We start from the raw sequence: 12,277 nt of genomic DNA, 5'->3' as shown, positions 1-12,277 counted from the left end.
AAATGGTCGACACCAGCAAAAAGAAAAAGTAATGTCACAGGACCAAGAAAATTTTAGGGATTCCATAGGAACAATTAACGAGGAAGGCAAACGTGCATGGGTCTTTCCTAAAAAACCGAGTGGAAAATACTATAAGTATCGTAAATACGTAAGTTATCTGCTACTTACTTTTCTTTTTGCTGCCCCGTTTGTCAAAATTAATGGCAACCAGTTCTTAATGTTCAATGTACTTGAACGCAGGTTCAATATCTTCGGATTTCCATTTTGGCCCCAAGATTTTCATTTGTTCGTTATTTCAATGATTATCGGTGTTATTTTTATAGCACTCTTCACTGTTGCCTTCGGACGTATTTTTTGCGGGTGGATGTGTCCACAGACGATATTCATGGAAATGGTTTTCCGTAGGATAGAGTACTGGATAGATGGCGATCGTGGAGCTCAGATAAAACTGGACAGACAACCATGGAATGCCGAAAAAATAAGAAAAAGAGGTCTTAAATGGAGCATCTTTTTTATCATTTCGTTTTTGATAGCGAATATATTTTTGGCCTACCTTATAGGAAGCGATAGGCTCATACGTTACATAACCGATGGCCCGGGCGAGCATATAAGCACCCTGATCTCGCTTTTGGTGTTCACGGCGGTCTTCTACTTTATTTTCGCCTGGTTTCGCGAACAAGTATGTATCATCGCATGCCCTTACGGTAGAATGCAAGGGGTATTGCTCGATAACAAGTCTATTGTTGTTGCCTATGACCATAAACGAGGCGAGGGTGAAAAAGGAAGAAAAAAATGGCGTAAGAACGAAGACAGAAAAGAATTGGGCTATGGCGACTGTATCGACTGTAAACAGTGTGTAAACGTATGCCCCACAGGTATCGACATAAGAAACGGAACTCAGTTAGAGTGTGTAAACTGTACCGCCTGTATCGATGAATGCGATACCATTATGGAAAAAGTAAACCTTCCCAAAGGCTTGATCAGATATGCCAGTGAGGACGAGATTACGAAAAAGGAAAAATTCAAATTTACACCACGTCTAAAAGGCTATACCGCGGTACTTGTTATTCTTATAGGGGTATTGGTGGGTATGTTATTTTTACGTAATGAACTTGAAGCCAATATTTTAAGATTGCCAGGACAGCTGTACGAACACAAAGACAACAATATCATCAGCAATGTCTATACCTATAAGTTGGTCAACAAAACGACCAAAGATGTGCCAGACGTACACTTTAAACTACTATCGCACAAAGGCAGTGTAAAACTGGTAAGGAACGAAAATTTTGTAGTTCCTGCCCAAGATCTTGCAGAAGGCACCTTGTTCATAGAGATCAACAATGCAGCGGTTAAGAGCGATAAGGAAAAACTGAAAGTAGGCGTTTATAGTGGAGATGAACTGATAGAAACCACCACATGCTCTTTCATGGCTCCTAGAAGCTATAAATAGTTAAAAATCATTATTATGAAAATAAATTGGGGAACAGCAATCGTATTGGCCTTTATAGGATTTATAGGGTTTATTCTTTTCTTTATAGTAAGAATGAGTACCGACAATCGTGCAAACCACGATTTGGTCACTGAAGACTACTACAAGGCAGAACTTGAATATCAAAAAGAGATAGACGCCCAAAACAATTCTACAAAGGATGTTGCCCAATTACAGGTAAAAAAACAATCGGACGGACTACGAATCGAATTTCCAGAAAACCTGTCTCCCGAAAAAATAAAAGGCACAGTGTCCCTATACAGACCATCTAATAAGCAGTTGGATTTTAACTTACCTATAAGTTTGTCCGATAACCATTTGCTCATACCTGACAAACGCTTGTTGGATGGTCGCTGGGACATTAAAGTAGCTTGGACCTACCAAGACAAAGAATATTTACACAAAGAAAACATTACCTATTAGACTATGGTTCTCTCCGCCCTCATATTAGGCCTTATGGGTAGCCTTCACTGCATTGGCATGTGTGGCCCCATTGCCTTTATGCTTCCGGTAGACAGAGAGAACAACTTCAAAAAATTTGGACAGATAACCCTCTACCATGTAGGGCGATTACTCGCGTATGGCCTCATTGGCCTTGTTTTCGGCTTATTGGGTAAAGGCCTGTATGTTTTTGGCATGCAACAAAAATTGTCCATCGCTATTGGGGCCATCATGATTATTCTGGTATTGATTCCTGCAAAGACCCTAAACAAGTATCATATTTCCAAACCGGTATATAAACTAATTTCAAAAGTAAAGACCAGACTTGGTAAGGAATTCAAAAAAAAATCGGCGGATACTTTTTTAACCATTGGTTTTCTTAATGGTTTTCTTCCATGTGGTCTGGTATATATGGCACTGTTCGGGGCCATTGCCATGGGCAACGTAGCACAAGGCAGTCTTTATATGGTTCTATTCGGACTGGGAACCATTCCTTTAATGACCTCCGCCGTATATTTCAGTGGACTGTTAAAGGCGAACATAAAACAGCGAATACAACGTTTGATCCCTGTTTTCGTGTTTCTTATGGGTTTTTTGTTTATTTTAAGGGGGCTTGGCCTCGGAATACCGTACGTATCGCCACGACCGGTTACAGAAGTCGTTTCTTCCGAAATAGAATGCCACCCATGAAACAATAATGAAAACACTACCCAATGATATTGTTCTTAGACCAAGGTTTCAACTAGAAATCTTGGAGAAGAAAACAATATTATTGCAAAGGTTCTCCACTACTACCAAAGAACCTTTTATCATAAACTGTCTGGACGATCATGTGTTCATCAAATTCAAAAAAGAAAAAACACACTTTTGGTCTCCACAATTGCATCTAGAAATTGACGAAACGGGCACCGACAGCGTAAAAATTTATGGCTTTTTTGGTCCAAACCCCACGCTATGGACCCTATTTATGTTCTTGCACTTAATAGTAGCCACCCTATTCATTATTTTTGGTATCTGGGCCTATGTAAACAGCTCTTTGAACAAACCATATGGACTGCAAATCGGATTCATGATTTTATTGGTCATCGTTTGGGTTTCCTTATATATTTTTGGTAGAATAGGAAAGAAAAAAGGAAAACCACAAATAAGCGAACTATATGGTTTTATGATGGAAATCCTCTCCAAGGATAAATAAACGCCCAAAACACTTTACTTGCTATAATCATGGAAAACCGACAAACCATAGAAAACAGAGAAGACGTATCTTTATTGGTACGTTCATTTTATGCCAAAATCAGAAAAGATGCTACCCTAGGCCCTATTTTCAATAAAATAGTAACAGACTGGGAAACCCACCTAGAACTCTTGACAGATTTTTGGGAAACCCAATTGTTCTTACAAAGAAAATATACGGGCGACCCTATAAAAGCCCATCAAAAAACAGATGATATCATGAACAATACCATTACCATGGAGCATTTTGGTATTTGGCTTAACCATTGGTTTGCCACTATAGACGAGCTTTTTACCGGCGATACCGCATGGATAGCAAAAAATAGGGCTCGAAAAATGAATACCATGCTGTACATGAAAATATACGAACACAGGGCATCTAAGTAAATTTTCATATTTTTAGTAGCTTAGAAAGAATACCAAAACCAACTTAATTTCTTCATGAACAAAAAAAACTCAAGAAGGTCGTTTTTAAAAAAAGCGACCTTGACCTCAGCTGCCGTAACTTCATCTCCGTTTATACTAGCTTCGGGCTTCGAAGAGAAGTTACTTCTATCCAGAGCGTACGCGACAACCAATTTTAGTGCAAACGATCAAATAAACTTAGCACTTATAGGCACGGGCATACAAGGTATTTATGACACCCAATCGGCCTTAAAGGTAGATGGTGTAAAATTAGTGGCCGCCTGTGACCTATATACTGGGCGCCTTGATCGCGCCAAAGAACTATGGGGTGCCTCTATTTTTACTACGCGCGATTACCGTAAAATACTCGAAAGAAAAGACGTTGACGCCGTAATTATTGCCACCCCCGACCATTGGCACCAAAAGATTACCATAGACGCCCTAAAAGCAGGAAAACACGTTTATTGCGAAAAACCAATGGTTCAAAAATACGAAGAGGGCCAGGCCATTATAAAAGCGCAAAAAGAAACAGGAAAAATTTGCCAGATAGGTAGCCAGGGAATGTCGTCCCTTGGTAACGAAAAGGCAAAGCAACTTTATGAAGAGGGTGCGATCGGAGACATTGTTATGTTAGACATGTATAATGACAGGTACTCCGCCGAAGGCGCTTGGCAATACCCAATACCACCTGATGCGGATCCAAAAACAGTCGACTTTGACACCTTTTTGGGCAAAGCCCCCAAAGTATCCTTTGAGCCGAAACGTTTTTTTAGATGGAGAAATTATCAGGACTATGGTACCGGCGTAGCGGGCGACCTTTTTGTACACGCCTTCTCTACCCTAAACCATGTAATCAGTTCTCACGGTCCAAATAGGGCCTTGGCCACCGGCGGATTACGTTATTGGAAAGATGGCCGTGATGTACCCGATGTTTCCATCACTCTTTACGATTATCCGCAAACCGAGACACATACGGCATTCAACGCCGCGTTTCGTATTAATTTCATTGCCGGAAGTGGCGGTGGGGGTGGTTTTAAACTCATCGGAACAGAAGGGGAAATGGAAATAGGACAAAACTCCGTAACACTTACCAGATCCAAATTAAGCATGATCCCCCAAGGGTATTCCATGGTTTCGTTTACAGAGGCCATGCAAGAAAAGATCAGGGCCGGTTATGCCGAAAAGAACTTAGAGACCAGAGCATCTTCCTTAAACACTGGAAAAACCACTTGGGAAGCTCCTAGAGATTATAAAGGCGGGCATTACGACCATTTCAACAACTTTTTTACAGCCATTAGGGAGAACGGAAACGTTGTGCAAGACCCAACCTTTGGTCTAAGGGCCGCGGGCGCTGCACTTTTGGCCAATGACAGTTACTTTAAAAAGCAACCTGTAGATTGGGACCCCACTAAAATGAAATTGGTCTAAACATAAAAAGAGGGTGTTTTACACCCTCTTTAACCAACTAAAAAAATCTGGAAATTTACTCCAAACTAAATCTTAAAGGTCACCACCGGCTTAGAAGCATGGTTGGCTATATCTTCCCCTATACTACCCATGAAGAAATGGGAAAGTCCTTTTCGGCCATGTGTAGGAACACCGATCATGTCGGCACCTGTTTCTATACCAAAATTTAAAACACCCCTTTCTACGTTATAATCGTTGTAAATGGCAATGAGCAAATCAAAGCCCACCAACTCACTAAAAGACCTTATTTTTTCCTGAATCTCGGCAGTACTCAAAAAGTCATCCCCGGGAGTATTTACATACACTAATTTAAGTTCGGCAGAAAAAGCATCCGCTATGGCCTTTGCCCTCTGAAAGGCATGTATATTTTCGTTTTTAAGATCACAGGCGAAAACAATCTCCCTCGGACTAAAATCAGAAATTCTAGATTTTATCACCAATACGGGAATATCTGAATTGCGTACCACTTTTTCGGTATTGGACCCTACGAACATCTCTTTTAGACCATCCGCGCCCTCACTGCCCATCACGATCAAATCGGCATCTTTCTCTTTGGCAACATTGGCTATTTCAGCAAATACCTTATAATGTTTAATAATTGGAACCACCTTTACATCCTTCAAATAAGGCTTGTCTAAAAACTCGTTCAAATGCTTTTCCGCAAGTTTTATCAGAAAAACGGTCTGTTCTGGGTGAAAACCCTCCGTAGAGGTCAGCATAGCCCTGTTCAACTCTAACATATGTAATACATACAGTGTCGCACTTTTCTCTTTGGCGATAGAGGCCGCAACCTCTAATGCATATGCAGATGTGTTAGAAAAATCTATAGGAACAATAATATTCTTCATAGTAAATTAGATTTAGGTTAAACAATTAAATAGTCATTGAAAACAATCTTGTCTCAGGTGTTTTCTCATGCAATTTTAAATCAAATGCCATGCATATATTTCGAACGAACGGCCTTCCTTTTTCGGTAATTCGCAATTGATACGTATTCATCTCCAGCAAACCATCTTCCTTCATTTCGTTAAGCCTTTCCATTACAATGGGCAATGCGCTGAACTGCATGGCATCATTGAACCAAGAGGTCTCCATCTGGCACATTAAATTAAGAATATGTTTTCTGATTATTGTATCTTCTTCACTTAGTATGTGCCCCCTAAAAATTGGGATAATATTGTTATTCACTAAATGCTGGTATTCTTCCAAACTCTTAACGTTCTGGGCAAAACCATACCAACTATCACTGATACTAGAAGCTCCCAGACCTACCATCAACTGAGTTTTTGAGGCCGTATAGCCCATAAAGTTTCTATGTAGCCGACCTTCTGCCAACGATTTATACAGGCTATCCGTTTTTAGTGCAAAATGGTCCATTCCTATCTCCTCGTACCCTACCTTGCCCAGCTCTATCTTTCCTGTTTCGTACTGCAACCGTTTTTCTTCCGCAGAGGGCAGATCTTCATCTTTATATCCTCTTTGTCCGTTACCCTTTAACCAAGGTACATGCGCATAACTATAAAACGCCAACCGATCTGGTTCTAAAGATTTTGTTTTTGATATGGTTTCGAGTACATGCTCCAGAGTCTGGTGCGGCAACCCAAAGATTATATCGTGGCCTATAGAAGTATACCCTATTTCCCTGGCCCATTCCGTAACGTTCTTTACATTTTCAAATGGCTGAACCCTGTTGATGGCCCTTTGCACTGTTTCATTGTAATCTTGCACCCCATAACTTACCCTTCTAAACCCAACATCGTACAAAGCCTGTAAATGCTCTTTGGTCGTGTTGTTGGGGTGGCCTTCGAAACTAAATTCATAGTTCTCTGCCCTATCCGCTTTTCTAAAAATACCGTTGATCAGCATTTTTAGATTTTCGGGACTAAAGAAGGTGGGGGTTCCCCCTCCCAAATGCAACTCTTTTACAATAGGCTTTTCATTAAAAAGATCCAAGTACAAAGACCATTCTTTTAAAACGGATTCAATGTACGGCACCTCTACATCATGTCTTTTGGTGATGCGTTTATGGCAACCACAAAAAGTACACATGTTTTCACAAAAGGGAAGGTGTATATAAAGACTTATGCCTTCTCTTTCATTTGATTCGGAAAAGCTTTTTTTCACAGTTGCCTGCCACTTTTTACCAGAAAAAGAAGAGACATCCCAAAAAGGAACGGTCGGGTAACTGGTATACCTGGGACCCGGAATATTATATTTGTCTATTAGACTGAACATAGTATGGTTTAAACACAAACAAACCTAATGCCAACCGATCGCAAAAAATATGATAATTGTCAGTTTCGAACGATCCCTTGTAACAGTACCAAACTATAATCCACAGAATATCATCTAATTGTTAAGTTTGGCCAAATATGTTTACCTAACATCCTTTTAAGTACCACTCTTTTATAGACAATCCTTATTTTTGATTCATAAAATAAAAAATAATGACATTATTATTAATGGCTGCCGGCAGTGGTAGCAGATATGGAAAACTAAAACAATTTGACGATTTAGGGCCTAAAGGAGAATTTCTTATGGAATTCGCCATATATGATGCCATTCAAAACAACTTCGAACAAATTGTTGTTATCACAAAAAAAGAAAACGTTTCTTTTCTAGAGGAGCACCTAAAAGAACGTTTACCAAAAAACATAACGTTAAGTGTTCTTGCACAAGAGCTTACCGATCTTCCCGAAGGCACCACCTTTGAAGGGGAACGTAAAAAACCTTGGGGAACCGCCCATGCCGTTTGGACCGCAAGAAATGTCATCAACGGACCTTTTGTAGTCATTAACGCCGATGATTACTACGGACAATCTGTCTACAAAAAAGCGGCCGATTTTATACAATCGAACAATGAAGCCTATGCCTTGATGGGTTACACGTTAAAAGACACACTATCTGAACATGGCTCCGTTTCAAGGGGAATTTGCAAGGTAGACCAAGACGATTTGGTTTCCGTTAACGAAAGATTGAAACTTATACAAAAAGGAGATACGATCGTAGACGAGGATACAGGGTTGGAGTTTACAGGCGATGAACAGGCAAGTATGAATTTTTGGGTATGCAGACCAAGCATCTTCGATAAGATAACCAACGAATTAAAGGTATTCATCAATGACGAGGACAAGGTGGCCAACAGTGAGCTATATCTGCCTTTTATGATCCAAGAAATGTTACAGGCCAATGAAGTCAAGGTAAAATGTATTCCCTCTGGAGGAGAATGGTTCGGGGTTACCTATGCCAGTGACAAGGAAAAAGCGGTGGCAAACCTAAAAGACAAAACAGAAAAAGGCCTCTACCCTACCCCTTTGTGGTAGCAGACAACAAGTAACCTATATAAAGAAGTAAGGCACATTAGGTCTTACTTTTTTTGTTCAAAACCTATTAAAACTAAAAAGAGTCCGATTTAAAAAAATCGGACTCTTTTACGAGAACACTATATGAAAATGAAAAATTATTTTTCTTATTTATTACATAGTAAATGTACTTTCTAATCTAGAGAGAACGAACTTATTGTTGCAAGACAAGGCAATAATGTGGTGAAACATCTTCTTTTTGTTGTTGATCTATGACAATGGCCCGACCTAACCCCAATTTTTATAGATTTCATTACACACAACACCCATTAACATTCCCGTATAAAACTTAACGATACGCTAACCAAAACATAAGTTAGCCGTAACTACGATATTACATTTAATGATCACTTTTGTTGTCAGAGGTTTTCTATACATGAAAATTAAACGGAACGGCCTTTCGATAAAAACAACCGGTTTCATTGCAGGCCTATCTTTCTACCCTCTTGCGTTACATACTTACCCAACAATAATGCTTCTTCTATAATGAAAAAACGACCCGTAGATATTCTAGTTGTGTCCGATATACATTTGGGCACCTATGGATGTCATTCCAAAGAACTTTTAAAATACCTAAAGAGTATTGCCCCTAAACAGGTAATTCTTAATGGTGATATTATCGACATTTGGCAGTTTAATAAACGGTATTGGCCAAAATCACACATGAAAGTGATCAAACTGTTCATGGATTGGATCGCCAAGGGCGTAAAAGTGTATTACGTAACGGGCAACCATGATGAAATGCTGAGAAAATTTACAGGTTTTCAAATGGGATCATTACATATCGTAAACAAGGTAGTTCTTCCCTTAAACGGTAAAAAAGCCTGGTTTTTTCATGGAGATGTTTTTGATGTTACGATGCAACATTCTAAATGGGTCGCAAAATTAGGGGCCAAAGGATACGACCTTTTAATTCTATTGAACAGGGCCATTAATTTTATCAGCAAAAAACTAGGTAAGGGTCCCATATCCATGTCAAAAAAAATAAAGAACGGTGTAAAATCAGCTGTCAAGTTCATTAATAATTTTGAACGCACCGCTGCTGACATCGCCATAGAAAACCAATACGACTATGTGGTTTGTGGCCACATACACCAACCCGAAATAAGACAGATTAAAACGGACCATGGACAGGTGACCTATCTTAACTCCGGAGATTGGATAGAAAACCTAACCGCCTTGGAATATAACAACGGGCAGTGGCAACTATACAAGTACTACGAAGATTTTAATACCGTAAACAAATTAGAAGATACCCATGACGAGCTTCCGGTTTTAGAAAAAGAAGAACTGTTTCAAAGCCTAATGGACGAATTTCAGACCAGTGGTCTTTTAAAAGTCAAATAACCTTTACACCTATATCATGAAAGTACTATATGCCATCCAAGGCACGGGAAACGGACACTTAAGCAGAGCCAAGGACGTTATTCCGGCATTGCTTAACCAAGGCGTATCTCTCGATGTGCTCATAAGTGGTACCCAAGCAGATATTCAAATACCGTACCCGGTAAAATATAGGTTTAAGGGACTAAGTTTCATATTCGGAAAAAAGGGGGGTGTAGATATGTGGAGAACCTACATAAAATCGAACACCCTAAGACTACAAAAAGAAATTAAGAGTGTACCTGTTCAAGAGTACGACCTCGTCATAAACGATTTTGAACCTATTTCTGCATGGGCCTGTAAATTACAGGACAAAACCTGTTTTAGTTTTAGCCACCAAGCGGCGGTTTTATCAAAAAAAGCACCAAAACCCAAAAAAACAGATGCTTTTGGTAGGTGGATATTACAAAAGTATGCCCCCTGCAGTCATCAATTCGGATTACATTTTAAACCCTACGAACCAAGTATATTTACCCCTATCATAAGAAACGACATTCGCAATATCGCCACTTCTTCAGGTGACCATTTTACCGTATACCTACCTTCTTATAGCGATGGAAAAATAATTCATTTTTTATCACAATTACCCGATGTTAAATGGGATGTATTCTCTAAACACAACACAAAAGAGGTAGTTACAAAAAACCTAAGTATTCGCCCTATTACCAATGAAGCTTTTGTGCAAAGTATGGCAAGCAGTAGGGGTGTTTTCTGCGGAGCCGGTTTTGAAACGCCGGCCGAAACATTGTTTATGCGAAAAAAATTAATGGTAACACCCATGAAAGGCCAGTATGAACAGCAATGCAATGCCGCTGCCCTAAAAGATATGAACGTACCGGTTATAAAATCGCTAAAGGAAAAACATTTGGAAAAAATACGCCATTGGATAGATTCGGATAAAATTGTAGAGGTAGATTATCCGGACATTACCTCTAATATCGTACAACGTCTTTTAAGCACAAGTACGGCCGTAAGATCCTGAAACAACTTATAATTGTCTTAAAGTGAAAAAGGAATACACTCTAAGGAGATTTTGAGTGGGCAGGAGGGTGCCAACCCAGTTCTGGCCCAGTACCTATAGATTTTAAAACACAAAAGCGTGCCGCTAAACATTCTAGTAAATGGCACAAAAGGTTCTTGATCAAGACCTAAGTTGTTTCAGTGATTGTAAGGCACAAAAAAAGCCGATGCTCCCATCGGCTTTAGCTAACTAACTCAAACTAAACATGCATTACAAAATGCGCTCTGCAAAGGTAATATGTCTTTTTTTCGACAATGTTAAGTATAAGTTATTTTTATTTGAAAGCTTGGTATCCTGTGATATCCGCTCCTGTAATCAGCAAGTGAATATCGTGGGTACCTTCATAAGTAATAACACTTTCCAAATTCATCATATGCCGCATAATACTATACTCTCCCGTAATACCCATTCCTCCTAAAACCTGTCTGGCCTCTCGGGCTATTTTTATTGCCATTTCCACATTATTCCTTTTGGCCATCGAAATTTGTGCCGTGGTAGCCTTGCCTTCATTCTTAAGTTGCCCCAATCTAAATGCGAGCAACTGGGCCTTGGTAATTTCGGTAATCATTTCGGCCAATTTTTTTTGCTGCAATTGGGTGGCGGCGATCGGTTTACCGAACTGAATACGTTCTTTGGCATAGCGTAATGCTGTATCGTAACAATCCATGGCCGCCCCAATGGCGCCCCATGAAATACCGTATCTAGCAGAATCTAAACAACCCAAAGGAGCTCCCAATCCACTCTTTTTGGGCAACAGGTTTTCTTTGGGCACCTTTACATTATCAAAGATCAGTTCTCCGGTGGCCGATGCCCTAAGCGACCATTTGTTATGCGTTTCAGGTGTAGTAAATCCTTCCATGCCCCGTTCTACGATCAAACCATGTATTCTACCTTCTTCGTTCTTGGCCCAAACAACGGCTATATCTGCAAAAGGAGCGTTGGAAATCCATAATTTGGCTCCGTTCAAAAGATAATGGTCTCCCATATCCTTATACTTTGTTTCCATACCGCTCGGATTAGACCCATGATTCGGCTCTGTTAAACCAAAACACCCCATTAACTCCCCTGTTGCCAATTTTGGAAGGTATTTTTTTCGTTGTTCTTCGGTTCCGTAGGTATAGATCGGATACATCACCAAAGACGACTGCACAGAAGCCGTAGAACGCACACCGCTATCTCCCCTCTCTATCTCTTGCATAATGAGTCCGTAGCTGATCTGATCCAAGCCTGCTCCCCCGTATTCTTCAGGAATATAGGGCCCAAAGGCCCCTATTTCAGCCAACCCACCGATTATTTGCTTCGGAAATTCCGCGTTTTGGGCATAGGTTTCAATGATAGGGGAAATATCTCTCTTTACCCATTGCCGTGCGGCATCCCTTACCAACAAATGTTCTTCTGAAAATAAATCGTCTAAATGATAATAATCGGGTGCTTCAAATAAATCGGGCTTCATAGCAATATATATTTAATGTATCC

12 protein-coding genes are annotated in these 12,277 nt (G+C 40.0%); 9 read left to right on the top strand and 3 right to left on the bottom strand.

Annotation, left to right across the window (positions count from 1 at the left end; translation table 11 throughout):
• The first annotated feature begins 31 nt into the window (after nt 1-31).
• From ccoG to J8L85_RS05475, 6 genes are read left to right on the top strand one after another with little or no spacing between them, the layout of a single operon-like run.
• A complete protein-coding gene (gene ccoG, locus J8L85_RS05500; RefSeq protein WP_211015325.1) occupies nt 32-1,450 on the top strand; it encodes a cytochrome c oxidase accessory protein CcoG in 1,419 nt (472 codons plus the stop codon).
• 15 nt (nt 1,451-1,465) lie between these two features.
• Nucleotides 1,466-1,912 (top strand): FixH family protein, encoded by a 447-nt coding sequence (locus tag J8L85_RS05495; protein WP_211015323.1) that lies wholly within the window; start codon nt 1,466-1,468, stop codon nt 1,910-1,912.
• Nucleotides 1,913-1,915: 3 nt separating this feature from the next.
• On the top strand, nt 1,916-2,620 hold the full coding sequence (locus tag J8L85_RS05490) for a sulfite exporter TauE/SafE family protein (RefSeq protein ID WP_211015320.1): 705 nt from the start codon (nt 1,916-1,918) through the stop codon (nt 2,618-2,620).
• 7 nt (nt 2,621-2,627) lie between these two features.
• Nucleotides 2,628-3,125: a GTP-binding protein gene (locus J8L85_RS05485; RefSeq protein WP_211015318.1), complete on the top strand. Its 498-nt coding sequence runs from the start codon at nt 2,628-2,630 to the stop codon at nt 3,123-3,125.
• A gap of 29 nt (nt 3,126-3,154) precedes the next feature.
• Nucleotides 3,155-3,550, top strand: coding sequence for a group III truncated hemoglobin (locus J8L85_RS05480; protein WP_211015317.1), 396 nt, complete (start codon nt 3,155-3,157; stop codon nt 3,548-3,550).
• Nucleotides 3,551-3,604: 54 nt separating this feature from the next.
• Complete coding sequence (locus J8L85_RS05475) at nt 3,605-4,996, top strand: Gfo/Idh/MocA family oxidoreductase (RefSeq protein WP_211015315.1); 1,392 nt, start codon at nt 3,605-3,607, stop codon at nt 4,994-4,996.
• 65 nt (nt 4,997-5,061) lie between these two features.
• On the opposite strand, the gene J8L85_RS05470 is transcribed toward J8L85_RS05475, so the two are convergent.
• Nucleotides 5,062-5,883: a universal stress protein gene (locus tag J8L85_RS05470; protein WP_211015313.1), complete on the bottom strand. Its 822-nt coding sequence runs from the start codon at nt 5,881-5,883 to the stop codon at nt 5,062-5,064.
• 25 nt (nt 5,884-5,908) lie between these two features.
• On the bottom strand, nt 5,909-7,270 hold the full coding sequence (gene hemN / locus J8L85_RS05465) for an oxygen-independent coproporphyrinogen III oxidase (protein WP_211015311.1): 1,362 nt from the start codon (nt 7,268-7,270) through the stop codon (nt 5,909-5,911).
• Nucleotides 7,271-7,482: 212 nt separating this feature from the next.
• Between hemN and J8L85_RS05460 the strand changes: the two genes are divergently transcribed.
• From J8L85_RS05460 to J8L85_RS05450, 3 genes are all read left to right on the top strand, one after another.
• The gene (locus J8L85_RS05460; RefSeq protein WP_247656561.1) at nt 7,483-8,358 is read left to right on the top strand and encodes a sugar phosphate nucleotidyltransferase; all 876 of its coding nucleotides are present in this window, start codon (nt 7,483-7,485) and stop codon (nt 8,356-8,358) included.
• Nucleotides 8,359-8,883: 525 nt separating this feature from the next.
• Nucleotides 8,884-9,744: a UDP-2,3-diacylglucosamine diphosphatase gene (locus J8L85_RS05455; RefSeq protein WP_211015309.1), complete on the top strand. Its 861-nt coding sequence runs from the start codon at nt 8,884-8,886 to the stop codon at nt 9,742-9,744.
• Nucleotides 9,745-9,760: 16 nt separating this feature from the next.
• Nucleotides 9,761-10,762, top strand: coding sequence for a glycosyltransferase family protein (locus tag J8L85_RS05450; RefSeq protein WP_211015307.1), 1,002 nt, complete (start codon nt 9,761-9,763; stop codon nt 10,760-10,762).
• A 313-nt stretch (nt 10,763-11,075) separates the two neighbouring features.
• On the opposite strand, the gene J8L85_RS05445 is transcribed toward J8L85_RS05450, so the two are convergent.
• A complete protein-coding gene (locus J8L85_RS05445) occupies nt 11,076-12,254 on the bottom strand; it encodes an acyl-CoA dehydrogenase family protein (protein WP_211015305.1) in 1,179 nt (392 codons plus the stop codon).
• Nucleotides 12,255-12,277: the final 23 nt, after the last annotated feature.

The sequence above is a fragment of the Maribacter sp. MMG018 genome (genome assembly GCF_018100785.1).
Taxonomy (GTDB): domain Bacteria; phylum Bacteroidota; class Bacteroidia; order Flavobacteriales; family Flavobacteriaceae; genus Maribacter.
Note: the sequence above shows the minus strand (reverse complement) of the source record. Positions and strands in the feature narration are given on the sequence as shown.

Excerpts from the sequence above, each read along its gene's own strand:
- ccoG (WP_211015325.1), top strand. The coding sequence starts at position 32 with ATGTCACAGGACCAAGAAAATTTTAGGGATTCCATAGGAACAATTAAC.
- J8L85_RS05495 (WP_211015323.1), top strand. The coding sequence starts at position 1,466 with ATGAAAATAAATTGGGGAACAGCAATCGTATTGGCCTTTATAGGATTT.
- J8L85_RS05490 (WP_211015320.1), top strand. The coding sequence starts at position 1,916 with ATGGTTCTCTCCGCCCTCATATTAGGCCTTATGGGTAGCCTTCACTGC.
- J8L85_RS05485 (WP_211015318.1), top strand. The coding sequence starts at position 2,628 with ATGAAAACACTACCCAATGATATTGTTCTTAGACCAAGGTTTCAACTA.
- J8L85_RS05480 (WP_211015317.1), top strand. The coding sequence starts at position 3,155 with ATGGAAAACCGACAAACCATAGAAAACAGAGAAGACGTATCTTTATTG.
- J8L85_RS05475 (WP_211015315.1), top strand. The coding sequence starts at position 3,605 with ATGAACAAAAAAAACTCAAGAAGGTCGTTTTTAAAAAAAGCGACCTTG.
- J8L85_RS05470 (WP_211015313.1), bottom strand. The coding sequence starts at position 5,883 with ATGAAGAATATTATTGTTCCTATAGATTTTTCTAACACATCTGCATAT.
- hemN (WP_211015311.1), bottom strand. The coding sequence starts at position 7,270 with ATGTTCAGTCTAATAGACAAATATAATATTCCGGGTCCCAGGTATACC.
- J8L85_RS05460 (WP_247656561.1), top strand. The coding sequence starts at position 7,483 with ATGACATTATTATTAATGGCTGCCGGCAGTGGTAGCAGATATGGAAAA.
- J8L85_RS05455 (WP_211015309.1), top strand. The coding sequence starts at position 8,884 with ATGAAAAAACGACCCGTAGATATTCTAGTTGTGTCCGATATACATTTG.
- J8L85_RS05450 (WP_211015307.1), top strand. The coding sequence starts at position 9,761 with ATGAAAGTACTATATGCCATCCAAGGCACGGGAAACGGACACTTAAGC.
- J8L85_RS05445 (WP_211015305.1), bottom strand. The coding sequence starts at position 12,254 with ATGAAGCCCGATTTATTTGAAGCACCCGATTATTATCATTTAGACGAT.